General features: G+C 37.8%; 24 protein-coding genes. 1 reads left to right on the top strand and 23 read right to left on the bottom strand.

Annotated features, from left to right (window positions below; translation table 11 throughout):
- Positions 1-5: 5 nt before the first annotated feature.
- The 14 genes from smc to JOC73_RS00620 all read right to left on the bottom strand — a co-directional run bounded on the left by smc (position 6) and on the right by JOC73_RS00620 (position 14797).
- The gene (gene smc / locus JOC73_RS00685; RefSeq protein ID WP_334297430.1) at positions 6-3596 is read right to left on the bottom strand and encodes a chromosome segregation protein SMC; all 3591 of its coding nucleotides are present in this window, start codon (positions 3594-3596) and stop codon (positions 6-8) included.
- Between the two features lie 102 nt (positions 3597-3698).
- On the bottom strand, positions 3699-4727 hold the full coding sequence (locus JOC73_RS00680; RefSeq protein ID WP_204399915.1) for an elongator complex protein 3: 1029 nt from the start codon (positions 4725-4727) through the stop codon (positions 3699-3701).
- A 13-nt stretch (positions 4728-4740) separates the two neighbouring features.
- Positions 4741-5451, bottom strand: a complete 711-nt coding sequence (rnc, locus tag JOC73_RS00675) for a ribonuclease III (protein WP_204399914.1) — start codon at positions 5449-5451, stop codon at positions 4741-4743.
- Positions 5452-5610: 159 nt separating this feature from the next.
- The gene (gene fabF / locus JOC73_RS00670; protein ID WP_204399913.1) at positions 5611-6849 is read right to left on the bottom strand and encodes a beta-ketoacyl-ACP synthase II; all 1239 of its coding nucleotides are present in this window, start codon (positions 6847-6849) and stop codon (positions 5611-5613) included.
- A gap of 54 nt (positions 6850-6903) precedes the next feature.
- Complete coding sequence (gene acpP, locus JOC73_RS00665; RefSeq protein ID WP_204399912.1) at positions 6904-7131, bottom strand: acyl carrier protein; 228 nt, start codon at positions 7129-7131, stop codon at positions 6904-6906.
- A gap of 64 nt (positions 7132-7195) precedes the next feature.
- Entirely contained in the window at positions 7196-7939 is a 744-nt protein-coding gene (gene fabG, locus JOC73_RS00660) for a 3-oxoacyl-[acyl-carrier-protein] reductase (protein ID WP_204399911.1), read from the bottom strand.
- 14 nt (positions 7940-7953) lie between these two features.
- The gene (gene fabD, locus JOC73_RS00655) at positions 7954-8892 is read right to left on the bottom strand and encodes an ACP S-malonyltransferase (protein ID WP_204399910.1); all 939 of its coding nucleotides are present in this window, start codon (positions 8890-8892) and stop codon (positions 7954-7956) included.
- A gap of 12 nt (positions 8893-8904) precedes the next feature.
- Positions 8905-9846, bottom strand: coding sequence for an enoyl-[acyl-carrier-protein] reductase FabK (fabK, locus tag JOC73_RS00650; protein WP_204399909.1), 942 nt, complete (start codon positions 9844-9846; stop codon positions 8905-8907).
- Positions 9847-9871: 25 nt separating this feature from the next.
- Positions 9872-10867 (bottom strand): beta-ketoacyl-ACP synthase III, encoded by a 996-nt coding sequence (locus JOC73_RS00645; protein WP_204399908.1) that lies wholly within the window; start codon positions 10865-10867, stop codon positions 9872-9874.
- The gene (gene plsX, locus JOC73_RS00640) at positions 10860-11867 is read right to left on the bottom strand and encodes a phosphate acyltransferase PlsX (RefSeq protein WP_204399907.1); all 1008 of its coding nucleotides are present in this window, start codon (positions 11865-11867) and stop codon (positions 10860-10862) included. Before plsX ends, JOC73_RS00645 begins: the two co-directional genes overlap by 8 nt.
- An 11-nt stretch (positions 11868-11878) precedes the next feature.
- On the bottom strand, positions 11879-12451 hold the full coding sequence (fapR, locus tag JOC73_RS00635; RefSeq protein WP_204399906.1) for a transcription factor FapR: 573 nt from the start codon (positions 12449-12451) through the stop codon (positions 11879-11881).
- 168 nt (positions 12452-12619) lie between these two features.
- Positions 12620-12799 (bottom strand): 50S ribosomal protein L32, encoded by a 180-nt coding sequence (rpmF, locus tag JOC73_RS00630; RefSeq protein WP_204399905.1) that lies wholly within the window; start codon positions 12797-12799, stop codon positions 12620-12622.
- 14 nt (positions 12800-12813) lie between these two features.
- The gene (locus JOC73_RS00625; protein ID WP_204399904.1) at positions 12814-13344 is read right to left on the bottom strand and encodes a YceD family protein; all 531 of its coding nucleotides are present in this window, start codon (positions 13342-13344) and stop codon (positions 12814-12816) included.
- Positions 13345-13603: 259 nt separating this feature from the next.
- The gene (locus JOC73_RS00620; RefSeq protein WP_204399903.1) at positions 13604-14797 is read right to left on the bottom strand and encodes an acetate/propionate family kinase; all 1194 of its coding nucleotides are present in this window, start codon (positions 14795-14797) and stop codon (positions 13604-13606) included.
- 404 nt (positions 14798-15201) lie between these two features.
- Here JOC73_RS00620 and JOC73_RS00615 point away from each other — a divergent pair, with 404 nt between their 5' ends.
- On the top strand, positions 15202-16467 hold the full coding sequence (locus JOC73_RS00615; protein WP_204399902.1) for a nucleotidyltransferase: 1266 nt from the start codon (positions 15202-15204) through the stop codon (positions 16465-16467).
- 305 nt (positions 16468-16772) lie between these two features.
- Here the strand turns inward: JOC73_RS00615 and JOC73_RS00610 are convergent, their stop codons facing one another.
- The 9 genes from JOC73_RS00610 to JOC73_RS00570 all read right to left on the bottom strand — a co-directional run bounded on the left by JOC73_RS00610 (position 16773) and on the right by JOC73_RS00570 (position 24652).
- Positions 16773-17240 (bottom strand): hypothetical protein, encoded by a 468-nt coding sequence (locus JOC73_RS00610; RefSeq protein WP_204399901.1) that lies wholly within the window; start codon positions 17238-17240, stop codon positions 16773-16775.
- Between the two features lie 89 nt (positions 17241-17329).
- Entirely contained in the window at positions 17330-17521 is a 192-nt protein-coding gene (locus JOC73_RS00605) for a hypothetical protein (protein ID WP_243427814.1), read from the bottom strand.
- 402 nt (positions 17522-17923) lie between these two features.
- Complete coding sequence (locus JOC73_RS00600) at positions 17924-19225, bottom strand: SH3 domain-containing protein (RefSeq protein ID WP_204399899.1); 1302 nt, start codon at positions 19223-19225, stop codon at positions 17924-17926.
- 549 nt (positions 19226-19774) lie between these two features.
- On the bottom strand, positions 19775-20479 hold the full coding sequence (locus tag JOC73_RS00595; RefSeq protein WP_204399898.1) for a DUF421 domain-containing protein: 705 nt from the start codon (positions 20477-20479) through the stop codon (positions 19775-19777).
- A gap of 223 nt (positions 20480-20702) precedes the next feature.
- On the bottom strand, positions 20703-21704 hold the full coding sequence (asrC, locus tag JOC73_RS00590; protein ID WP_330613034.1) for a sulfite reductase subunit C: 1002 nt from the start codon (positions 21702-21704) through the stop codon (positions 20703-20705).
- 18 nt (positions 21705-21722) lie between these two features.
- On the bottom strand, positions 21723-22517 hold the full coding sequence (gene asrB, locus JOC73_RS00585; RefSeq protein WP_204399897.1) for an anaerobic sulfite reductase subunit AsrB: 795 nt from the start codon (positions 22515-22517) through the stop codon (positions 21723-21725).
- Positions 22507-23529 (bottom strand): anaerobic sulfite reductase subunit AsrA, encoded by a 1023-nt coding sequence (gene asrA, locus JOC73_RS00580; protein WP_204399896.1) that lies wholly within the window; start codon positions 23527-23529, stop codon positions 22507-22509. Before asrA ends, asrB begins: the two co-directional genes overlap by 11 nt.
- Complete coding sequence (locus tag JOC73_RS00575) at positions 23507-24319, bottom strand: formate/nitrite transporter family protein (protein ID WP_204399895.1); 813 nt, start codon at positions 24317-24319, stop codon at positions 23507-23509. The genes asrA and JOC73_RS00575 overlap by 23 nt, the downstream gene beginning before the upstream one ends.
- A 183-nt stretch (positions 24320-24502) precedes the next feature.
- Entirely contained in the window at positions 24503-24652 is a 150-nt protein-coding gene (locus JOC73_RS00570; RefSeq protein WP_204399894.1) for a hypothetical protein, read from the bottom strand.
- Positions 24653-24674: the final 22 nt, after the last annotated feature.

The following is a 24674-nucleotide window of genomic DNA, read 5'->3' as shown; positions in this document are numbered from 1 at the left end:
CCCTCCTAACTGGCAATCACTTCGTTATTATCTGTTAATTTTACTGAAACTAATTTGGATACTCCCTCTTCCTCCATGGTCACACCATACAATACGTCAGCCATCTCCATCGTTCCTTTACGGTGGGTAACAACGATAAACTGCGTTGTCTCTGAAAGCTCCTTTAGGAAGCTGGCAAATCGTTTTACATTGGCATCATCCAGGGCCGCTTCAATCTCATCTAGTATACAGAAGGGACTCGGCTTTACTAAAAGAATGGCAAACAATAATGAAATGGCAGTTAAAGCCCTCTCTCCTCCTGAAAGAAGTGAAAGATTTTGAAGTTTCTTTCCTGGTGGCTGTGCGTTGATATCAATACCACAATTTAGTATATCACCATTGGCCTCTAATATTAAATCTGCCTTGCCTCCACCGAAAAGCTTTGCAAACACCTCATTAAAGTTTTTCTTAATAATTTCAAACTGTTCTAAGAACTGTTTTGCCATCGTCTTTTCCATTTCTTTAATTACATCTGCGAGGGAATCCTTTGCCTCCACTAAATCTCCCTGCTGTTGCTTCATAAATTCGTAGCGTTCCTTTACCTTGTCGTACTCATCAATCGCTTCAAGGTTGATGCTACCTAAGAATTTAATCTCATCCTTATATTTTTTGATTTCCCTTTGTACTTGCCCTAGGTCTGAGATTTCTTCCTTGTAGCCTTGGGCTGAATTGTAGGTCAGTTCATATTCTTCCCATAATTTATTATAAAAGCTTTGTTGCTGCATTTCCAGTCGAGTTCTTCTCAAGTCAAGTTTATGACTACTTTCTTGTAATTCACCTATGACCTTTTCTACATGACCTAGCTTTCTCTTCACCTCTGTCTCTGATTTAAGAATCTCATTCTTCCTCACTTTAAGATTCTTCATCTGGGCATTAAGTTCCTCAGCCAGAAGCTTCAGTTGATTTAATTCTTCCGCCTGCTTTTCTAGCGCTTCCTGTAGTTGATGATTTTTTTCTCGATGCTGTCCTATGCCCTTTTCCTTGTCATAAATCAATTCTTTATAATTTCTTATAGATTTTTTAAGGCCATCGATCTCCAGTAAAAGGGCGTTTTTCTCCCCTTCTATGCCTGCAACCTTAACTTTATCTTGGGTAATCTCATTGTTAATGGCCTCCAAGAGACCTTTCTCCGATTGAAGATCCTTGTGAAAATAACTCACCTGTTGCTGAGTATCAGATATTTTGGATTCCAGTAGGCATATTTCAGAATCCCTCACCTTGAGCTTTTCTTCCGAATCCATTTTTACGGACTCTAGTTGCCCCACCTCTTGGGTAAATTGCTGTAGCGTCTTCATAAGCTGTTGTTTTTCAGCCATTATCTGCTCCAACTTATTCTTAATCGTAACCTCTTTGATTCTATTTTCCTGCTGTCGTTGATTAATCTCACTTATAATCCTATTAATTTCAGTATGCTGATTTTGAATTTCATCTAGTTTTTGTCGTCGTTCTTCTATTTCCTTGTTTAACACGTCAATCAGCTCAGTTAAATCCTCTAGCTCTCTTTTTCTACCCAGTATCCCTGAACCCTGCTTCTGGGCACTCCCCCCAGTCATAGACCCACCGATATTTAGAACATCCCCATCGATCGTGACTATTTTAAAACGGTGTTGTAGTTTTCTAGCAACCTGAATACCGATATCTAGGTTTGGCACAATTAGCACCCTCGACAACAGGTTAGAGAATACCCCTTGAAACTTTTCGTCAACCTCCACTAGATCAAAGGCAACCTGCACCTCTTTACAATCATTAATCATTTCTTTTTCATCCTTGTGGATACCCCTCGGCTGCAGGGCACTGATGGGAAGGATGGTAATTCTTCCTAGGTTGTTGTGCTTCATATGGTCAATGATTCGCTTACCATCTTCTTCTGATTCACTGACAATATTTTGGATGGCAGCCCCTAATGCTGTCTCAATGGCTAATTCATAGCCCTTTGGAACTTTAATCAAGTCTGCCACAACCCCATGGATACCCCTCCCTAGGTGAGGGTTTTTTTCACAGGCGGTTAAAATATTCTTGACGCTCTTATTAAAACCATCATGCTCCTTTTCCAGCTCCTCTAGGAGATTTTTTCTAGATTTCTTATGATTAAGCTGGTTGTTTCTTTCATTCAAGTCCTTAGTCACTTGATAAAGATTCTTTTCCAGCTCTCCACGACTTTTTAGAACCTTTGTTCCTTCTGACTCAGTGTTACGGATTAATTCCTCTATTTCTATAAGATCATTTTCCAACTGTGTCATGTGGGCTCCATTAGCCTTTACCTGATCTTGATATCTTTTTACTTCCCCTTGGACTTGTTGCAATCGATCATCCATGGTCTTAATAAGGGTTCTAAGACTATTTAATTCACTTTTTTTATCGGATATTTCGTTTAAGGTATCGATAATTAAAGCCTTAGATTTTTCTAAATCTTCTTCTTTTGAAGAATTAACCTTTGTCTGAGCCTCATATTGGGATATTTTGGTTGTTAAATGTTTTTTAAGACTTTCTAATTCTTCCCCTTTAGCCTCGAGTGCCTGTAGTTTTCTTTCTAATTCTTCTGATGCTGTTTTTTCCGACTGTTGGATATTATCAATTTCCAACCGAATCCTATGTAGATTCTCATCATTGTGGGTAATCTTTTCTTGATTTAATGAAATGATCCCTTCCTTACTTTTAATGGAATTCTCCGATTGATAATATTGGTTTTGAATTTGCCCAAATTCTTCCTCCTGTTGCTTCAATTGGTTATTGATTTTCTCCATACTGCCCTGGTGCTGTAGTTTAATCTTCGTTTGCTGTTCAATTGAGTCTTTTATTGACTCAATCTGCTCTAAAAGCATTTTAAGGTCCCCATCTATTTTATCAATTTCTTGAATAAACAGGTTAACCTCCAGTTTAATTAAGCCATTCCTCAAATCCTTGTACTTTTTTGCTTTATTGCTTTGGCGTCTAAGGGGCTCCAGTTGATTTTCCAGCTCATGTAGAATATCTGCCACTCTGGAGAGATTGTCCTTGGTGGAGGATAGTTTCTTTTCTGCTTCATCTCTTCTGTTTTTGTACTTTACAATCCCAGCTGCTTCTTCGAAGATGAGTCGTCTGTCCTCAGGTTTACTACTGAGGATTTCGTCAATTTTACCCTGTCCAATGATAGAGTATCCTTCTTTACCTATCCCCGTATCCATTAGCAGCTCCCGTATATCCTTTAGACGACAGGAGGATTTATTTAGATAATACTCACTTTCCCCAGAACGGTATACCCGCCGAGTAATGGTGACTTCCCCATAATCTATAGGCAGCATTTGAGATGTATTATCTAAAGTTAAGGAAACCTCCGCCATACCAACAGGTCTTCTGGATGTAGTACCAGCGAAAATAACATCCTCCATTTTAGATCCCCGTAGAGACTTGGGGCTTTGCTCCCCCAGTACCCATCGGATGGAATCGGAAATATTACTCTTCCCACTACCATTTGGTCCTACAACTCCTGTAATACCACCTTCAAAGTGCATATCTATTTTATCAGCGAAGGACTTAAAGCCTTGAATATCTAATCGTTTCAAATACAAAAAAATCACCTCTTACCTACTATGAAATCTATACTGATTTATTTTATCATAAAGCAGTCTATAACTCTAGTAAAAGGATTAATAACGATCTTGTCTATACTAATTTCAGTACTATTTATCTACCTTTACCATTACCCTTCCACCCTCTACTTCGCCACAGGCTTTTATCTTAATATAATCAAGACGATACTTTTCCATAAAATATGACTTATTTGCTTGTTTAAATCCTGCTACTTTAGAGGCCTCCCTACTATTACAATAAATTGTAACAGCCTTTATACTGGTAGGCCCACATTTTTCTAATTCAGCCTCAATCAAACCTCTATAGATCTCCGTCTCCACCATTTCTCGAAAGGCCGGGTGATAGGGACCTGCAACAATACTCTTGCCGTAGGCAATTTCATCTGTGGATTGTAGTCCCAATCGTATAACAGGAATATTATATTCTTGGAAACTTAAAAGGGCGGTTTTGCACAACTCAACACATTCCTCCATCCTAAAGGGAATGTATTGACCAGTTTCATATAATTCCTCCAATGCTGTATCTTTAATCACAATAGTTGGATAAATTCTAACAAAGTTCGGTTGATAGCCTATAAAGTCCTTCACCGTCTGCCCCATTCTTTCCTTTGAATCCCCTGGCAATCCCACCATCATTTGTAGCCCCAAGCTAAAACCAAACTTTTTAACTAATTCCACTGCAACATCCACGTGACGTTTATGATGTCCTCGGTTACTTAGTGCTAGAACTTCCTCATGGGTGGATTGAACCCCTAATTCAATGGTGGTGACTCCATATTTTTTTAAGAAGGCTAATATTTCATCTGAAATATAATCTGGACGAGTGGAAAGTCTAATACCTTTGACTTCCCCTGTTTTTATACGGGAATATGCAGGTGCCAGTAATTCTGCTTGCTTGTCTAATGAAAGCCCTGTAAAGCTTCCTCCATAAAAAGCCACCTCCCTATGATGATTACCTTGGGGAAGTGTCTTTAAGTACTCTGAAATTGTATTCTCAACATCTTCACTGGTGGTCTCCAGAACATTCCCTGCTATCCTTTTTTGATTACAAAACACACAATCGTGGGGGCAACCTTTATGGGGTATAAATATAGGGATGATGTAATTATTCTTAGCCATAGGATCTCCTTAGTTATTTCTTTACTTTCTTAAAAGCTACTTGAGCAGCATTTTGTTCTGCTTCTTTTTTGCTCTTACCTTCACCTGTCCCCAACATTTGGTTTCCAGCCCAAACCTCTACTTCAAAGGTCTTATCATGGTCTGGCCCGATCTCGTTGATGACTTTATAGAATATTTTATCGGTGGTTTTACTTTGTAACAACTCCTGAAGGTGGGTTTTGTAGTCCTTAAATAACTCCCCATTACCTGCTAATTCAATCAAATCTTCTAAGTTATCTAAAACGAACCTTCTTGCCATTTCAAGACCGCCATCAATATAAATCGCTCCGATGGTGGCTTCAAAGGCATCAGCCAAGATGGAGGCCCGTCTTCTTCCTCCAGAAATATCTTCCCCTTTCCCCAGCATAATGAACTCACCTAAACCCACCTTATTCGCACCAGTGGCTAGAGAAGCTTCACATACCACATTTGCTCGAACTTTTGTCAATTCTCCCTCTGGTAAATGGGTGTATTTATGAAATATATAATCACTAATGATTATACTTAAAACCGAATCCCCTAAAAACTCCAAACGTTCATTGTATGGGTGTTTTTTATTTTTACTTTCATTGGCGTAGGAACTATGGGTTAGGGCTTCCATCATCAAATTGACATCGTTAAATCTATAGCCAATCTTCTTTTGAAAGGCATTTAATTTTTCTATTCTAGTTTTAGAAAAAGGCATGTCATTCCCCCATTTCAAAATTTGGTAATATATTGAATAATAGCTAATTTTAGCATTCCCCTGGAATAAAAAAATAATTATAGGAAACCATTTCCCTATAATTATTTTTTATTAATTAAATTCCTAAGAATACTTTCTTTAAGCTACTCTTAACTTGCTTTATTGATATTTCTTGAAGATGATCGTTGCATTATGGCCACCAAAACCTAAAGAGTTGGATAGGGCATAATTTACAACCCTCTCTTTGTATTGGTTTGGTACGTAATCCAAATCCAATTCTGGGTCTGGTGTTTCATAGTTGATTGTTGGTGGTACTTTATCTTGGTTAACTGCCATTACGCAGGCAATGGCTTCCACCCCACCAGCAGCCCCTAATAAATGACCTGTCATTGACTTTGTTGAGCTAACACTTAATTTATATGCATGCTCCTTAAAGACTCTCTTGATTGCCATTGTTTCAAACTTGTCGTTGTAGGGAGTACTTGTTCCATGGGCATTGATATAATCAATCGCTTCTGGCGTAATATCGGCATCATTGATAGCCTCCATCATTGACCTAGCAGCCCCTTCTCCCTCTGGAGATGGCGCAGTGATATGATATGCATCTGCACTCATACCATAACCTACGATTTCAGCATAGATTTTAGCACCCCTCTTAATGGCATGTTCTAAATCTTCAAGAATGATGATACCAGCGCCTTCACCCATAACAAATCCATCTCTTTTAGCATCAAAAGGACTACTTGCCTTCTGGGGTTCTTCATTTCTCGTGGACATAGCCTTCATAGAACAGAAACCACCAATAGATAAAGGAGTAATACCTGCTTCCATACCACCAGTTATGATGACATCTGCCGCTCCTCTTTCAATAGTTTTGAAGGCCTCGCCAATTGCATTGGTTGCCGATGCACAAGCAGTAACGATTGTGGAGTTTGGTCCCTTAGCTCCTAATATCATAGAAACGTAACCAGCTCCAATATTTGAAATCATCATAGGGATAAAGAATGGGCTAACTCTCTTTGGACCCTTCTCATGTAATCTCATATGCTGCTCTTCTAGGGTTTCGATTCCTCCCACCCCAGAACCTAAGATTACACCTATCTTCTCTGCATTTAAAGATTCAATATTCAGTTCAGCATCCTTCACTGCTAAACTAGAAGCTGCAACTGCATATTGAGTAAAGCGATCCATTTTTTTAATTTCTTTTTTCTCAATATAATCTTCTGGATTGAAGTCCTTAACTTCTGCAGCAATTTTAGTTGGGTAATCTGATGTATCGAATCTAGTAATATAATCAATTCCGGATTTCCCAGAAAGCATTCCATTCCATAGCGCGTCTTTACCAGCTCCCAAAGGAGTGATACATCCTAGTCCAGTAACTACTACTCTTCTACTCATCGTAATGTCCTCCTTCATTAGAAAGCCCCGAAATTATCGGGACTCTAATATGTTCTATTGATTAGCTTCAACGTATTTTACGATATCTCCAATATTCTTGAACTTTTCAGCTTCTTCATCTGGAATTTCTACACCAAATTCATCTTCAATCGCCATAATAATTTCTACAGCGTCTAAAGAATCTGCCTCTAAGTCATTCATTAAAGATGTGGTTGGCTCTACATGACTCACATCGTCTAATCCTAATTGCTCACCAATAATTTTAACTACCTTTTCAAACATAATAAAATCCTCCTTAAATTTTAATTTTTTATATTTTTCAATTCATTTATCTATCAAAAATAGATTACATTACCATACCACCATCAACATTAATTACTTGACCTGTAATGTAACTTGATAAATCGCTACTTAAGAATAAGATCACGTTGGCTATGTCCTCTGGATTACCATATCTTTGTAATGGAATATTGTTTAGCATGTGTTCCTTTACTTGGTCTGAGAGAACTGCCGTCATATCAGTGGCAATAAAACCTGGAGCTATGGCATTTACATTGATCCCTTTACCTGCCAACTCCCTTGCCATTGATTTTGTAAATCCAATTACCCCTGCCTTAGAAGCACAGTAATTACCCTGACCTGGGTTACCCATTACGCCTACAACAGAAGAGATATTAATAATTTTACCAGATTTTTGTTTAATCATTTTTCTTGCAACAGCTTTAGTGCAAAGGAAGGTTCCTTTTAGATTGACATCCATTACTTGATCCCAATCCTCTTCCTTCATACGAATAAGTAAGTTATCTTTTGTAATCCCTGCATTATTTATTAGAATATCAACTTGTGGGAAAACTTCCTCGATAGCATCCATCATCCCTTTAACATCATCAGCGTTGGCAATGTTCGCCTTTACCGCTAAACCTTTTACACCAAGGTCTTCAATCTCTTTTACAGTAGCTTGTGCCGCCTCAGCATTACTTGTATAGTTAATAATGACATTGGCGCCAGCACCTGCTAATGCTAAAGCAATGGATTTACCAATGCCCCGCGACCCACCTGTTACTAATGCATTTTTTCCACTTAAGTTCAAACTAATCCCTCCCTTTATGGGTTTAAAATTTTCTTAAGATCTTCTAACTTATCAACGTTACTTAATTTAACTTCATATTTGTTGGTCTTAGCAATTCTTTTAATGAATCCTGTAAGGGCTTTTCCTGGTCCTATCTCAATAAAGGTATCCACACCTTCCTTAATCATGAGGTCTACAGAATCTTCCCATAGAACTGATTTACTCACCTGTTCTACTAAAGCTGGAACAACCTCATCTTTGTTGTTAAGAATTTGTGCAGCTACGTTTGTCACAACAGGAATCTGAGGGTTCTTCACCTCATACTTTAACAATTCCTCATGTAATCTTTCACCAGCAGGCTTTAATAGACTACTGTGGAATGGTGCGCTTACAGGTAGTAAAACCGCCTTTGCAGCCCCCATTTCTTTAGCTTTTTCCATGGCTACTTCTACCGCTTCAACTTCTCCTGAGATTACAATTTGTCCTGGACTATTAAAGTTTGCGGCCTCTACTACACCAGCTCCACTACTTTCAGCTAGACATTTTTCAAGAATTTCTCTGTCTAATCCTAAAATGGCCGCCATCGTACCCACTCCTAGGGGTACAGCCTCCTGCATGAACTTTCCTCTGTTTTTAACAATTCTAACAGCGTCTTTGAAATCTAAAACGTTGGCCTTTACTAAGGAAGTATACTCTCCTAAGCTTAATCCTGCTGTGATGCTGCACGTAAACCCTTCCATTTCTAAAACCCTTAAAGTTGCAACGCTTGTGGTAAGGATTGCTGGTTGGGTGTTCTCTGTCTTTACTAGTTCCTCATTTGGTCCTTCAAAACAAAGCTTTTTCATATCTAAATTCAAGTAATCACTGGCTTCTTCAAATACGTCCCTTGCCACTTGGAAATTATCAAAAATTTCTTTACCCATCCCCACATATTGAGCTCCTTGCCCAGGGAAAACAAATGCTATTTTAGACACATCTACTCCTCCTTAAATATGTTTTGTTAGAAGGCTAAGTTGCTTCTTTGCTCCTTCAATAATATCTTCAATAATTGCTTTACATGGTTGGATTTCCTTTACCATAGAGGCGATTTGTCCTGCCATTACAGAACCATTTTCCACATCACCTTCAACTACAGCATCTCGAAGTTTTCCAGTTCCTAACTTTTCCAACTCTTGAGGGTCAACCCCTTCTTTTTCCATTTGGAGGAAGTCTTTTGCTAGTTTATTTTTCAAGACCCTTACTGGATGACCAGTTGATCTCGCAGTTACAATGGCATCTCTGTCCTTTGCCTTAATTACCATTTGCTTGTAATTATCATGTACAATACATTCCTCAGCACAGATAAATCTAGTCCCTATTTGCACTCCTTCAGCCCCTAAAGCTAAGGCTGCTAAAAATCCTCTACCATCGGCAATTCCACCTGCGGCAATTAAAGGAACTTTGATTTCACTGGCCACTTGAGGGACTAATACCATTGTCGTTAGCTCACCAACGTGACCTCCTGCCTCAGTACCCTCTACGATTACTGCATCGGCACCTAGCTTTTCCATTCTCTTTGCTAAAGCTAGAGATGGAACAACAGGGATTACCTTTGTTCCTACAGATTTGAACTTTTCAATGTACTTCCCAGGATTTCCTGCACCCGTTGTAACAACAGCTACCTTCTCGCGATAGGCAACCTCCACAACATCCTCCACAAAGGGAGATAAAAGCATAATATTCACACCAAAAGGCTTGTCGGTTAGTTCCTTTGCCTTTTTGATTTCCTTTTCCACTACTTCTGCAGGTGCATTACCAGCTGCTATAATCCCAAGTCCACCAGCTTCCGAAACAGCAGCGGCTAATTCTGCTGTAGCTAACCATGCCATACCCCCTTGGATAATAGGGTATTCTATATTCAACAAATCACATAATCTCGTTTTAAACATTTTACATCCTCCTTCACCAGATCAATTATTTAGACCATTTCAGCAAAGTAGACCCCCATGTTAATCCACCACCAAAGGCTACAAGTACTACCAAGTCATTCTTTTTAATCTTTCCATTTCTTACGGCTTCGTCCAAGGCAACTGGTACAGAGGCAGCAGACATATTTCCATATTTATCAAGGTTAACATATACTTTATCCATTGGAAGCTTTAAGCGCTTTGCAGAACCTTCTATGATTCTGATATTAGCTTGATGGGGAATGAGGAAGTCTATATCCTCCAAGTCATACCCTGCCCTTGAAAGGGCCTCTTTAGCAGCTCTTCCCATCACCCTTACTGCAAATTTGAATACTTCACTACCATCCATTTGAACATAGTGTAGTTTGTTCTCTAAAGAGAATTCAGATGCTGGAATTCTAGATCCTCCAGCTGGTTGAGTCAACACATCGCCACTGGCCCCGTCGGCTCCCAAGTAGGATGATAAAATTCCCATACCTTCTTCAGTCCGTTGAAGTACTACTGCACCTGCCCCGTCCCCAAACAACACACAAGTATTCCTGTCTTCCCAGTTTAGGATTTTACTGAGGGTCTCAGCTCCAATCACTAGGGCGTTTTTGTATACGCCATTTTTAATAAATTGTTCTGCAATGGTCATTCCATAAATAAAACCTGAGCAAGCAGCCTCTAAATCAAATGCCGCCGCCTTTGTAGCTCCAATGTTCTTTTGCACAATGCAGGCAGTAGATGGGAATGCCATATCTGGTGTTACTGTTGCCACGATAATTAAATCTACATCCTCTGGGTTCAAATCAGCATCTGCTAGAGCTTTTCTAGCAGCCTCAGTTGACAAGTCCGACGTTGCTGTATTTTCGTCAGCCACTCTTCGACTACCAATTCCTGTTCTTGTTCGAATCCATTCGTCGGTAGTATCCACCATCTTTTCTAGGTCTAAATTTGTAATTTCTTTTTCTGGTAAGGCACTACCTGTTCCACCAATACCTACTGAATATTGTTTAATCAAGTCTATCAGCTCCTAAAGTATTTATTTCACTAGTAATTTCCTTTACTACTTCCTTTTCAATCAACAACTTTGCTTGACGTATACCATTCTTGATAGCCAGTTCATTGGAGCTTCCGTGGGCTTTGATCAATAGACCCTTAACCCCAAGAAATGGAGCTCCACCATATTCCCTATAGTCAAATCGTTTCTTGAACCCTTTAAAGCCTGATTTCATCAATAATGCTCCAAATTTCCGAATCGGGTTTTTTGTAAGTTCTTCTTTTAGAATTTTAAGAAATGTTCCAGCAACTCCCTCCATCAGCTTTAGGATCACGTTGCCTGTAAACCCATCACAAACAACTACATCAGTGTAACCTGCTGGAATATCTCTCGCCTCAACATTGCCACAAAAATTGAAGGGGGCATCTTTACATACCTCATAGGCTTCTTTAGTACTTACATTTCCTTTTCCTTCTTCTATTCCAATGTTGACAAGACAGACCCTCGGTCTTTGGATATTCAATAGTTTCTTTGCATAGATGCTTCCCATCAATCCAAACTCCAAGAAATTCCTAGGCTTACAATCGGCATTTGCACCACCATCTATCAGAACAGACACCCCTTTTTCTGTCGGGATTACTGGTGCTAAAGCTGGGCGATCAATCCCTTTAATCCTTCCAAGCAAAAGCAATCCTCCCGCCAATAGAGCTCCCGTGTTGCCTGCAGATATCATTGCGTCAGCTTTACCTTCTTTAACAAGCTTAAAAGCCACCACCATCGATGAATCCTTCTTCTTTTTAATAGCTGCTACTGGCTTGTCTTCGTTTTCTATCACCTCTGTACAATGAATGATTTCTATTTTATCCTTAGGATAGGTTCTATTATTTAATTCCTTCTTTAGGATTTCCTCATCCCCAGTTAGAATCATATGTACTCCATACTCATTTACAGCATCTACAGCCCCTTGTACTGTCACCTTTGGTCCATGGTCTCCTCCCATGGCGTCTAATACGATTTTCATGGAATCCTCCCCTATCTATTATCATTAATGGCTACCAAGATGAACTTCCCTCGAAAAACCTGCTCTTGGTTAAAGTGAATTTTAACATGAACGAAATGGTCATTGTCTCTAACCCGTACAACCTCTGCCTTGGCTATTAGCTTATCACCTGCCCTTACAGGGCTTAGATACTTTATGTTTGATACTCCTGTCAAGGCTACATCAGCATCTATTACCGCCATAGCTAAGGATTCAGCTTGCGAAAAAATATGATGTCCTCTAACAATGTTTGTCTTACTAAATGCCATTTCAGCAGTTGTTTGTAATATTGAAATTCCACTTTCGCCTAGAGTTAGGTCTATCAACTCTCCAACGATCTCTGTGCCCGTCATACTTCTAACCTTTTGATAGTTTTTAGCAGCCACGCTCTTAATTCTTTCCCTTAACTCTGGAATCCCTAGTTCCAACCGATCCAATCGAATGGTTTGTATACTCACTTTGAATTCTTCAGATAAATCTTCATCTGTTACAAAAGGGTCCTCTTCTAATAGCTCCAATAGTTTGTTTTGTCGACCTGTTTTATTCAGTTTTCCAGTTCTTTTCAAATTACCACCTCCAATTAGTACTTTGAATTAGTACCTGATACTAACATTTAGTATATATTAATCCAATTGAAAAATCAAGTATATTATTTACTAAACTTTCTAACTTAAAAACAAATCAAAAAAATAAAAAATAGTAATGATTACTCATTACTATTTATTGTTTCCAAATTACTTTGTTTCAACTACCTCTTTATTTTTGTAGAAACCACATGATTTACATACTCTATGAGGTAACTTTGGCTCATGGCATTGAGGACAATTAATAATTCCTACAGCAACGTACTTTGAGTTGGCTGCTCTTCTCATGTTTTTCTTAGACTTACTGGTTTTACGCTTTGGTACTGCCATATTTTAACACCTCCTTAATCGTCTTTAAGTAATTCCTTCAGTTTAGCCAGTCGAGGGTCCAGTACTTCTTCTTCTGGTTCCTCTTCAAAATCACACTGACAATTCTCTTTGTTAAGATCTTTCCCACAGTGAAAGCATAGACCTTTGCAGTCATCATCACATAGGGTTTTAAGAGGAACATTAATAAAAATGCTCTCCTTAATTATTCCTTCAAGTTCAATTTCATCTTCTGTATAAAAAATTAGATCATCAAGATCATCAGTCTCTTCATACGAATCCTCTTGAACTAATTCGGCATTAATATTTTCGTCAAGTTGATAGTTGAACAATTTAAGACAACGACTACATTTGACTTGCAAATCACCTTTAATATTGCAGGAAATGTAGACGCGGTTGTCCATCAGGTACAACTTTCCCGCTACTGAAACAGGCGACGGTACTTTGATTTCATCTCCATAATAATCAATATTATCAAGATTCATTAGAAAATTCAAGTCTACTTGATCTTTTTTTTCCTTTTTTAGAGCTGTTAAATTAATTCTCACACAGTTCACCTCTTAACCATCGCTAAAATAGATTATACAAATGAATAAATTGTTTGTCAAGTATTTTATCTTGATACCTAAAAGGTTTCTTTTAAAAAATAAAGCGAAGGTAGGTTCCCCTACCTTCTTAGACTGTTGAAAACCCATTATCTTCTTCGTCACTACAAGAACATCATTTTTACGTATGTTTTCATACGCTACGGCACATATGTTCTTTTGCTCCTTGAATCTAAATAAGTTTTTCAAAAGTCATGGAAAATTACTTAACTAGTTCTAAAGTGTCTCTTGCGATCATTAATTCTTCGTTAGTTGGAATTAATAATACTTTTGTAGTAGAGTCGTCAGTTGTAACTACTGTTTCTTTACCTCTAACGTTGTTCTTCTCAGTATCGATCTTAATTCCTAAGAATTCTAAGCCACGGCATACTTCTTCACGACATTCTTTAGAGTTTTCACCTAATCCAGCTGTAAATACAACTGCATCTAACCCACCCATTTCTGCCGCGTATGCTCCAATATATTTTTTAACTCTCTTGTAGTATACGTCTAAAGCTAATTGAGCTCTTTCATTACCTTCAGCCGCAGCGGTTTCAATATCTCTAAAGTCACTGCTCACTCCTGAGATTCCTAATACTCCAGATTTCTTGTTCATAAGATTGTTTAATCCGCTTGCATCTAGGTTTTCTTTTTCTAATAAGAAAGTAGTGATGGCTGGGTCCATATCTCCACATCTAGTTCCCATTACTAATCCTTCTAATGGAGTGAAGCCCATACTAGTATCTACTGATTTGCCATTTTCTACAGCGGCAACGCTGGCACCATTCCCTAAATGGCAAGTAACGATTTTTAAATCACTTAGAGGCTTGCCTAACATTTCTGCTGCTTTGTTAGCAACATACTTATGGGAAGTACCGTGGAAACCGTATCTTCTGATTTTGTATTGCTCATATAATTCATATGGTAGAGCATATAGGTAAGAAGATTTTGGCATTGTTTGGTGGAAAGCTGTATCAAATACACCTACCATTGGAATACCTGGAAGAATTTCTTCGCATGCATAAATACCCATTAAGTTTGGTGGGTTATGTAATGGTGCTAATTCAGAACACGCTTCAAGGGCCTTCTTAACTTCGTCTGTGATTACTACTGAACCTGAGAACTTCTCCCCACCGTGAACAACTCTGTGTCCAACAGCTGCGATTTCATCCATAGATTGGATAGCACCATGATTAGCATCTACTAATGCTTCCAATACGATTCTGATGGCATCCTTGTGGCTAGCCATGTTTTCTTTGATTGTAACTTTTTCTTTTCCAGCAGCTGTATGCTTCACAACTCCATCTTCAATTCCAATTCTTTCAGCTAATCCAATAGCTAGTACTTCTTCATTCTCCATATTAATTAATTGGTACTTTAATGAAGAACTCCCACAGTTTAATACTAATACTTTCATTTGATAACCTCCTAAAGTAATATATTGTATGGCTTAAATCATAAATAATCACTTAGATTTGTTCCGACATTTCAATAATAATAAATTTTTAGTTATATTGCAAGTTGTTTCAGCTCTTTTGTCTCCATAAGAAAAAAATATTATTTATTAGAAATATTCTAACTACTATTTTCCCATATTCTTGACAAATTATTAGAATAATATAGTATAATCAAAGTTGACTTCAGAGCTAGATCAACAACTATCTTCTTTACTTAGAATAGATAAATTTGCCCTACTATATACAATAATAATTAAATTTTTTTGAATAGATAAAAATAAACCTATTCCCATATACTTTAGACCATTGAAATGTTTTTGTAGTAAGATTACAAATACACGATTTGATAACTTAGGAGGCTTTTATGAAGGTACTTGGATTAATTACAGAACACAACCCATTCCACAATGGACATTTATATCATCTACAGGAGTCCCTCAGGGTGACGGGCGCTACCCACAGTATTTCCGTCATGAGCGGGAATTTTCTTCAAAGGGGTGAGCCAGCCCTACTACATAAATGGCAGAGGGCTAAAATGGCTGTCCTGGCTGGAATAGACCTCGTAATCGAACTTCCCACCATCTATGCCTGTGCCACAGCTGAATACTTTGCTTATGGTTCTGTAAAACTACTTGATCAAACTGGTGTGGTGGATGCCCTTTGCTTTGGGAGTGAAGAAGGAAATCTAAAGGGATTAAAACTAATGGCAGATCTATTGGTCAATCCACCAGAGAAATTTGAGGATTTTCTACAGCAGCATCTACAGAGGGGTGTCTCCTTCCCTGTTGCCCGTGAGGAGGCCTTAAAGGTCTATTTAAAAGAAGAAAATGGACTCCCCCCCCATGAGTTAGACCAATTGAATAAAATCATCAATAACCCCAACAACATACTGTCTATAGAGTATTTAAAAGCCCTAAAAAAAATTAACAGCAAGATTACTCCCTATACCATCCTTAGGAAAAAGGCAGGTTATCATTCAACTGATCTTTCTTCTGATATCGCCAGTGCCACTGCTATACGGGAGCATTTGCGAAAAATGGGGGATATGGAGGGAATACGGCAGGTTGTACCCCCCACTACCTATGATGTCCTAAAGGAGTCCTTTGAGGGCAAAATAGGCCCTATTTTCGCCCATGATTACCATCAGTCCATCATGACCCTGATCCGTCGTAGTCCTGCCAATGAATTGGCTAGTATTTTTGATGTGAATGAGGGATTGGAAAATAGGATAAAGCACTGTGGACTTGAAGCCAATGACTATAAAGGTCTGTTGGAGTGTATCAAGAGTAAGCGTTATCCTCTGACAAGGATTCAACGGATTATGATGCATTTACTGATTGGACTAAAAAGAGATGAGATCGAAACCCTCCATCAACAGGGAGGACCTCAATATATTCGGGTGTTGGCTTTTAATGACAAAGGAAGAGAACTACTGAAACTAATGAAGAAAAAGGCAACTGTACCGATTGTTACGAAAATTAATCAGTATAGCCCCCAGAATGAGGCGGCAAAGAGGATGTTGGAGATTGATATTCGGGCTACGGATGTTTATGCTTTGGGGGTTGAAAATGAAGGGTTTAGGAGGTTGCAGATGGATTATTTGGAGAGTCCTTTTTATTTTAGGGGGTAGGGTCGGAGGGTCATAGTCATGTCCTCCTTCAAATCTTTATTGTATTCTAGAGGCTACAGCAAAACAAAAAAATACCTCTATTAGTGATGTCAATGTATTAGGGTAGACCCCCTAAGCCCCCTTTAGGGGAGCACTGGATCATCATCTCCCTTGGTCAGGAACCTTGCAAGAAGAATGCAAAACACCCCTTGAATCTAAGAAGTAGCAAAAGACCTATTTACGAGAATTATCTCATAGATAGGTCTTTCTTCATATGTGGGTTGTATTTGACAGATACGAATAAAAAAGTTAACAGCATATATTTGCTACTTTATAACCCTAACAATCTCACCAGTAAATAATCGAAATTCAATACTATATGGCTCAGTTCTCTTAGATCTTACCCAATAGTTAAGAAAGTCCACAATTTCTGGTGATGTTTCTTCAAAATACTGATCATTTAATGTCGGATATGCCGATTCAATTCCATACTGTTGAAACTCTTCAAGTGCTTTTGACTTGAGTATTTCCAACTGTTCCTCCTTAACAACTACCTCAATAGGTGTATCAGTAATTCTCCTATTTTTTTCTTTAGGGTAAATATACCATACCACTTGGTTTCCCATTTGTCTTTCTAGTACAAACATGTTATAGTCACCAAAAGATCGCTTTAAATCTACTCCTAACTTCCATTCATAGTAAATCAACTCTATTGCTTGGAGATTGAGGAAACCAAGCCATGTAATCACAAGGACTAAAAGTAGTAGATTTATAATCCATTTCTTTTTATTCATCGAATGCACATCCTTATTGAGGTGTCACTTTAGCCTTTTTGTACTCCTACTTGCTAAAGTCATAAATGATTTTTTGTTTTCCATCTTGCCTAACCAACTCTATCCGATAGCACGTCTTGCGCATCTCTTAGTTTTTTGCGTAGTCTTGCATTCTCCTTTGCTTCATCACTTTGGTAATTACCGGATCCTCTTGTAGGCACCTCACCATTATTTGAATTTGAATCTTTTACCCAAGTAGATAATGCTGTTCTGCTTACCCCTAAATTCTTTGCACAAACCATTAACCCTAAGTCTTTATTCTCTAAATAATAAACCGTTTTTAGAATATTGACCAAATCTAATTGGCTTCTTAATACTTGATTAAAAAGCTTGTTCAGTAACTACTACGTTAAGTATATCACAATTTTCTAGTTTTCTTAAATAATCCCATCTACAATTTTTTCCATACTTTGTCAATTGAATTATATTTACGTACATGAGTGTGATTTTTTATCTGCATATGTAAATAATTGTTATCCAAAAAACAAAACCTACCAATGTATAATATTGTATTTGTAGATTGCTATTTTAGATATTATGACAACCAGTTACTTTATCTGATATAGAAAAAAACAAGGGAACCCTACTTCATTCCCTTGTTAAGCATTTTTGCATCTTTTTCAATGTTCTCTTTCGAATCCAGCCTACTGATAAATAACAAGCCCAGGCTTGGGATTCAAGTTTAAAACCTGCTCTGGAGTCATTAGCGGATTGTCAAAGTGTACCCCTGCTTTATTAGAATAGAAATACCATAACTTAAAGCCCTTGTATGGTATATTTGTTGCCTTCGAATTTCTGGTATGGGTTGCTACCTTTCCTTCAGGAGGCCCCCATCCAGATGTATTATGCACCAGTAATACAGGATCATAATTACTGGCTACTTCTGTAATGTCATGTATCATCGTATCAAGGAACTGATGAAAAACAAACTGACGTTTACCCTGAATATCATTAGCCACCATATAATCCCGCATAGTTTGTTGAACTTCATTTATTTCGGAGGCAGTTAAATGGCCTACCTCTTTCATTGGTTTATTAGTACGCCATTCCGGGTCAAGTGCCAGATGTACGTTAGGATATTTCAAAAATGGCAAGAGTTCCTTCATTGCATCAACGGGAGCATATTTTCCCATTTGATTATCAAGGTATACTAACACCCCATTTTTATAGGCTTCCTCAATATAAGACATCATGAGGTCAAAATTAATCGTATTAATTTCGCCTCCAGGCTGAACGGTTCCATAAACAAGGTATATTGCTGGAACGACACCTAGATCGCCGTTTTGGGCATCATATTTTTCAGAAGTTTTCTTTAACAGGGAGATAAGCTCTTCCTTTGGATGACGTCCAACAATTCCCATTATTTTTGAATTTGGGTGACCATAATAGGCAATAACTGTATTATCCTCGAAAAGGGATGGAGATGTAAAGTAAGCATTCTTCTCGTGATCATCAAAAAGGGCTGGTGATGTAAGTAGGTCATTTAAATCCTTTACAGTATATTCTGATGAAACCCAACCTTCATTATTATTGTCTGCACTCTTAAATCGAACCTTATACCATACTGTTTCTTCATTTTTAACTTCATCAATAACTTCCACTTCTTTTCCTTTGAGTAAGCTTCCCAATACTTCGCTTTGGGCATTGCTGTCACTTCTAATTTTCAACTTACTTGCACTGATATAAACTTTTTTTCCTTTTGCACTATCGTTACTTTGAGATGTTTCTTCCTCAGCTTTTTCATTTTCATCTTCTTTTTCTTGGTTTTCATTTTCTTTTGTTTCTTCTTGTTCTTTGGTGTTTTCACCTGATTTTTCTTGCGGTGTTTCTATTGTTTGATTTCCAGGTTGTTGTTCATTTGATGAAACTTCTTGAGCACATCCTGTGAGGCCCATCACTGATGCTAATACTAATGCGACTGTTGATACATATTTTTTCTTTGACATTGTGCACCCCTTTTCTTATGTGTTATCAGCTCAAGGACATTTTTTCCTTATTGCCCCCCAAGGGGGATTTCACTAAGAATCAACTTGCCTTCAGCTTGATTTAACTCTTTATTCTTGTTTTCCAAAATATAGTATGATCAAGTTTGAAAAAAAGCTAGTCCTACTAAATATGGTATTATAAAGACAAGCTAAACACAAGAATTAATTTCTTCCATTGATTACTAGATTTTTACTAGAAGTAAGCTAACAGGATAAGCTATTTTATTTGATATGAAAAGAAAACAAGAGAACTCTACCACATTCCCTTGTTTTATATTACTTATGATGTCACTATTCATTTTGAATTTATACTAATACCATCTTCACCCATTAAATACTTTTTCTAATGATACATTGTCATAGATTTATGCCACAAATACAATCCTAAAAATGATGCGAATAGTTAAAGGAATGCCTAATCATATACAGCACTATAGCTCTTGTAGTAAATCTGCCTAAACTATTTAGATAATATCTATTCTTTAAACAAAAAAATATTAAGTTCAATTATTAACTTATCACCACTTCTTTCTCAACATATCCAGATATATTCATCAGACCATTTCTATCTATTGAGGCAAAAAATACTTCCTCAATGCTTTTGTAACCCTTCTCCTTGATACCCGCTTGAATATACTCCTCTGTGAAGGTTGTACTATTCAAATTATTTCTCTGCAATTTTCCTTCAGATATTACCGTTGTATGCAAACTGCTTTCAGGAGTGTATATGTTCATTTGCTTTGGGGTAAGGGGTTCCTCCTGGGACTTTCTCAGTACTGAAAGGTTGCCATTTTGCTCAATAATCGCATACCCAACCCTATTTAAATCAAATATATCCTTCTCCCTAAGTAACATCAAGATTTCATCCACGGTATAATCTATTTTCTTTATGTTCTTATAATGTAGTTCTCCCCCCACAGCCACTATAGTAGGTTCAAAATTTATCAGTTTTTTCACCCTCTTGCTTTTAATTGATAATGTGCTGATAATTTTTTGCAAAAGGGCTAATACGACGATGGCAAAAGCAGTGGGTAGATGCTTAATACTAGGATCAGCTATATCCGCCCCCACCACAGCACCAATGACAACAATAGTTAGAAAATCAAACACTGGCAACTCTCCTATTGGTCTTTTTCCCATAACTAATAAAACCATGAATAATAGTAAGCTCATAATGCTAATGATCCTTAAGAAAACTAGTAAGTATACGTTCATAGTCTACCTCCTTCTATCTGTCTTAAAAGTAATTATCTCCCCTTTCACAATTATCTAATCTATTAACAACCCTCTTTTTAAGTCAATGAATGAATTAGAAGGGCCAAATAGGAACAAGCAACAGCCTCTTAATGCCCATAATAATAAAGGAACACAGCCCCCTACGCGTATTTATAGCACAGTTTCTGTGTTCCCTCAGTGTTACAAAAGTTAAGATATTGAATTATAGCTGATCCATAAAAGCATCCTTCTCATACTTATATCCACCAAAATTAATATACTCTGATACCTTCACCTTTGGTCCTAGCTCAACACCCTTTAGGGCATATTCTTTGAAGACTTGGTATCCAGTACGGTCCACGATATATCCGATATGTTCCTTTGGTAGTGTTCTATCGATGAATTGATCAATATATTCATAGGTATTCACGATTACTTTAATAATGGTGTCTTCATCCACCCACTCTAAAAATGGCATTGCTAGACGAGGGTTTTTCTTACCTGTACGTCCCATGATTAGTAGCTTGTAAAACTTCTCTGGGTTTCTAGTCCATGCGGCGGTTGGACATTTAAGGACACATTCTCCACAACCGATGCATCTTCTTTCATCTCTTTTTACTTTTCCATTCACCATAGATAAAGCCCCTGTTACTCTTCTCTTACAGTTCTTTACACAGGCTTCACACCCAATACATCGGTCTGCTTCATATTGAGGGTCTGACATTCCGATGATCCCAAAATCCTGCATATGGGCTTTGATACAATCGTTTGGACATCCCGTCAAAGCAATCTTTACATGATAGTCATTTGGGAAAATTGCCTTCTCAATCCTTCTAGCAAACTCTGTCGTGTTGTAGTTGGCAAATTGACATACTTTATTACCGATACAGGCAGATACATTTCGTGTTCCAGCTGCTGGATAACCAGCCTCTGGATTTTCAATATCTACTCCATAATCTAATTCTAACCCTTGAATAATGGGCTTAATCTTCTTATTAATCTCATCTATTTTTTCAAAAGGAATCCCCGGAAGCTCAAAGCCTTGTCGAGTTGTGATATGCAGTTGACCATTTCCATACTCCTCAGCAATCTCTTGTAATAGTGTTAAGTATTTTGCCTCTAATGCTCCACCTGGTACACGAACTCTTAAAGCGGTTTTACCCCGTTCCTTTGTTATTCTGTAGGCATTCTTTTTTATAGCCTTAGTATTTAAATCCAATGCCACTATATTCTCCCCCTTTTTCTAGTCAATCAGCGTTTCTGCCTTGGTGTAGTTAAATACTGGTCCTTCTAAACAGACATAAGTTTCGTCAATCTTACAGTGACCGCATTTACCAATGGCACAGGACATTTTTCTTTCAAAGGAAACCCAGATTTTTTCTTTAGGTACCCCTCTCTTAAGAAATTCTAAAGATGTAAATTTCATCATAATTGGAGGTCCTACAATGACAACTTCCACATTATCCATATCTTCTATTGTAATATCGGCCACAAATTTTGTAATGAGTCCAGTATTTCCCTTCCAATCCTCTGTTGCTGAATCAACAGTAAGGGTAGTGTTAAACTTTTCTGCCCATTGATCAATCTCTGGTTGGAACAAGATATCTTCTGGAGATTTAAAGCCCATTAGTACATCAAACCTTGCTACTTCCTCTGGATTTCTGTAGAAATAGTTGATGATACTCTTAACAGGTGCTAGTCCTGTTCCTCCTGCGGCTATAATTAGGTGCTTTCCTTTATACTGTTCTAGAGGAAATCCTTTGCCATAAGGCCCCCTAAGAAATAGGTCATCTCCTGGCTTTAAGGTATAAATTTCATTTGTAAGACTTCCTACTTTACGGATGGTCATTTCAATATATCCACCGCCAAAATCACTAATGGAAATAGGGGCCTCCCCTACTCTTGGAATAGATACTTGAACAAATTGTCCGTTCTCAGGCTGTAAATCTGATTCTACTTTATAGGTTATATCAATATCCGTTTGGGCTGTTACCTCTATAATCTTGGCTTTATGGGGAATTAAAGGATTATTCTTCATGATTTCCCTCCTTCAATATTTGATTAACCTTCTTAATGCATGTTGAGAAGGAAATATACTCTGGACATATATCATCACATCGACCACAGCCAACACACATATGCTCGCCGAATCGCTTGTTGTAGTCATAAATCTTGTGCATTGTCTTGAAACGCATACGGGAACCATAATCTTTTCGGAAACTATGCCCTCCTGCCATATCAGTGAACTTATCCACATGACAGCCTGCCCACACCCTTCTTCTTTCTCCTGCCTTTGGATTATCCTCGTAGGCAATATCTTGGGTAGTAAAGCAGCTACAGGTCATACAGACCATATTACAGCGACCACATCCGATACAGCGTTTCGCATAATCCTTCCAAAGATCATGTTCGAATAGGGCTGGGGTAATCTTTTCAGCATCAGGAACTTCCACCTTGATGTTGTTTTCCTGTACATATTCAGGTGTAAAGTTTGATTCCTTTTTATTATCGACAAATTGACTTTGTAGGTCTTTATCCTTTACATCACATAATACAGAGCCCTCTTCAAATCGAACCGCCATGCTATAGTGATCTGTAAAGTTTGAGCCCATGGATACACAGAAACAATTTTCGAAACTCTCTTTGCACTCCATCATGACAAACTTAACCTTTTCTCTAAGTCTTTCAAAATAAACATCTTTATATGGACCATTTTCTAAGAAAATCGTATCTAATCTTCTCATACCATTGATATCACATGGTCTTAAAAAGACTAATATTTTTTTATCATGCACTTGAGATTCTCTATATTCTTCCTCTGTAAAATAGAACAATGTTTGCGTGATAGGGTATACGATCTCCTTAGGAGAGAAATGAGACTTTACTGTATAATCTATTTCCTCCACCCGCTGGATTTCCCCATATCTTACAGAGTCAGTATCACTAAATCTTCCTCTTTTTTCAAAGCGTTTTGGTGCATATAGCTTATATTCCTTACTTAACTCCTTTAATAGTTCATTGAAATCATTATTTTGAAGTCTGTACCCCATGATCTTTCCCCCTTTTCATTTTGTCACTTGCCACGTACCAGTACATTGCTCCGATAAATAGCGCACCCCCCACCATATTTCCTACCGTTACAGGACCTAGATTTCTAACGTATCCTGCCCACGATATCGTAGCAGGATCATGGGGAATTAGTAGTCCCATTCCTAACAATGACATATTTGCAATACTATGTTCAAACCCAGCACCTATAAATCCAAATAGACACCAGAAGATTAATATTAATTTGGCTGTATCTTCCTTCGCCTTTGTCACCATCCAAATGGCTAAACAAACAAGCATATTACAGAAGATTCCTCTAAAAAATAGCTCCATCACAGGGGCGTTCATTTTACTTGCTGTAGCCTCCAACAGGAATTCCTTCATGGGAGACATTGTTACAAGTCCAGTTTGTACTAATAGTAAAGCCATCAGCAATGAACCAACAAGATTTCCTAAATAGCTGACAATCCATACTCTTGCAGTATCCCTCCAAGTCACTTCTTTAGACAAACTACCGATGGTCATAATCATGTTATTTCCCGTAAACAACTCAGAGCCTGCAAAAATGATCAAGGTCAGTGCAATACCAAAACTAGCTCCCATTAGGGCCTTTACCACTGGCGAACCCACTGCTTTAAAGGGTGCTGCGATAGAAAAAACTAACATTACGCCAAAACCTACAAATACCCCCGCCATCATGGACAGTATAAAGAACCTACTAAAACTGTTGTTAAGTAATTCAACCTTTGATTTTGCTGCACTGGCAATCTTTTGAACTGTTTCTTGATACATGTGTACCCCTCCTATTTCTTATACTTATGTTAGTATTTTAACAACTCCCATAGAATCCGTATGTGATGGAAGTCACTTTTCATGCGTTATTATGAAATATTCATTCTTAATTAGTTTGTGTTTTTGGGTAAAAAAAGGACAGTAAGTATCTAAGTACTTACTGTCCTTTGAAATATAATCTATTTATTGTTTTGAACCTCTAACAATTACATACCCATTAATCACGGTATTGAAAATGCAAATGGCTAACAAAGGAGTAAACTCTTTTTCCACCTGCCATACCATAATGAGTACTGCTACACTAATGGCAAAAATAACGCTACGGATAAACATAATCAATAGCCTCCACAATCTA

Source organism: Alkaliphilus hydrothermalis, from assembly GCF_016908555.1.
GTDB classification, from domain to species: domain Bacteria; phylum Bacillota; class Clostridia; order Peptostreptococcales; family Natronincolaceae; genus Alkaliphilus; species Alkaliphilus hydrothermalis.
The sequence above is the reverse complement of the archived record's forward strand: the minus strand, read 5'-3'. Positions and strand labels throughout refer to the sequence as shown.

Bases quoted from the DNA above. Each gene is read 5' to 3' on its own strand.
- JOC73_RS00575 (WP_204399895.1), bottom strand. From the start codon at position 24,319: ATGTATCAAGAAACAGTTCAAAAGATTGCCAGTGCAGCAAAATCAAAG.
- JOC73_RS00680 (WP_204399915.1), bottom strand. From the start codon at position 4,727: ATGGCTAAGAATAATTACATCATCCCTATATTTATACCCCATAAAGGT.
- JOC73_RS00570 (WP_204399894.1), bottom strand. From the start codon at position 24,652: ATGTTTATCCGTAGCGTTATTTTTGCCATTAGTGTAGCAGTACTCATT.
- JOC73_RS00595 (WP_204399898.1), bottom strand. From the start codon at position 20,479: ATGAACGTATACTTACTAGTTTTCTTAAGGATCATTAGCATTATGAGC.
- JOC73_RS00615 (WP_204399902.1), top strand. From the start codon at position 15,202: ATGAAGGTACTTGGATTAATTACAGAACACAACCCATTCCACAATGGA.
- asrA (WP_204399896.1), bottom strand. From the start codon at position 23,529: ATGGGGTACAGACTTCAAAATAATGATTTCAATGAACTATTAAAGGAG.
- acpP (WP_204399912.1), bottom strand. From the start codon at position 7,131: ATGTTTGAAAAGGTAGTTAAAATTATTGGTGAGCAATTAGGATTAGAC.
- fabF (WP_204399913.1), bottom strand. From the start codon at position 6,849: ATGAGTAGAAGAGTAGTAGTTACTGGACTAGGATGTATCACTCCTTTG.
- fabK (WP_204399909.1), bottom strand. From the start codon at position 9,846: ATGTTTAAAACGAGATTATGTGATTTGTTGAATATAGAATACCCTATT.
- JOC73_RS00605 (WP_243427814.1), bottom strand. From the start codon at position 17,521: ATGGTTTGTGCAAAGAATTTAGGGGTAAGCAGAACAGCATTATCTACT.
- JOC73_RS00600 (WP_204399899.1), bottom strand. From the start codon at position 19,225: ATGTCAAAGAAAAAATATGTATCAACAGTCGCATTAGTATTAGCATCA.
- rnc (WP_204399914.1), bottom strand. From the start codon at position 5,451: ATGCCTTTTTCTAAAACTAGAATAGAAAAATTAAATGCCTTTCAAAAG.
- JOC73_RS00610 (WP_204399901.1), bottom strand. From the start codon at position 17,240: ATGAATAAAAAGAAATGGATTATAAATCTACTACTTTTAGTCCTTGTG.
- plsX (WP_204399907.1), bottom strand. From the start codon at position 11,867: ATGAAAATCGTATTAGACGCCATGGGAGGAGACCATGGACCAAAGGTG.
- asrB (WP_204399897.1), bottom strand. From the start codon at position 22,517: ATGAAGAATAATCCTTTAATTCCCCATAAAGCCAAGATTATAGAGGTA.
- JOC73_RS00620 (WP_204399903.1), bottom strand. From the start codon at position 14,797: ATGAAAGTATTAGTATTAAACTGTGGGAGTTCTTCATTAAAGTACCAA.
- rpmF (WP_204399905.1), bottom strand. From the start codon at position 12,799: ATGGCAGTACCAAAGCGTAAAACCAGTAAGTCTAAGAAAAACATGAGA.